Source organism: Blastomonas sp. UPD001 (genome assembly GCF_003426715.1).
GTDB lineage: Bacteria > Pseudomonadota > Alphaproteobacteria > Sphingomonadales > Sphingomonadaceae > Blastomonas.
Genome location: NZ_QKVT01000075.1, coordinates 1 through 511, shown reverse-complemented (window position 1 = coordinate 511; position 511 = coordinate 1). Strand labels below are relative to the sequence as shown.

Annotated in this window: 1 protein-coding gene; it reads right to left on the bottom strand. The window is 66.5% G+C overall.

Translation table 11 applies throughout. From position 1 onward, the window contains the following. Nucleotides 1-116 precede the first annotated feature (116 nt). A complete protein-coding gene (locus tag DM995_RS18780; RefSeq protein ID WP_198669489.1) occupies nucleotides 117-410 on the bottom strand; it encodes a hypothetical protein in 294 nt (97 codons plus the stop codon). Nucleotides 411-511 lie beyond the last annotated feature (101 nt).

Sequence of the window (511 nt, the reverse complement as noted above, 5' to 3'; positions counted from 1 at the left end):
GGCGGGCGCGCCGCCGTCGAGCGTCACCAGCTCGTCGTCTTGCGCAGGTTCGCTGCTGCACGCCGCGAGCAGCGCCAGCGGGAGAATCAGGGCCAAAGTCTTCATCAAATGCTCCCTCAACCTGGCAGGATGCCCACCGCCAGTTCGGCCCAGACGAGCAGGAAGGCAAGCGCAATCGCGGCGAGCAGCATCGCCCGGTGCAGCGGCTTGCGCACGGTCCGCACGGCCAGCTCGACCGCGAGGCCACCAAGCCCGATCATCAGCGCCAGCGCCGCGAAATCCTCGGCGCCCCAGTTCATCTCACGCGTGAACAGCATCGCGATGGCGGGCGCCACGAGCAACGCGGCTGCGGCGGACCATGCCATCTGGCGCGGCGTGAATCGGGCATTGTGCGCAGTCGTGATGTTCATCGTTCGATCTCCTGCCCCCGCGAGTGCACAATTATACGGGCAGTTCAGAGGCTTGCACAGCCCCTGTGGATGACCAGGCTACTGCCGGAAAAAGCAGGCCG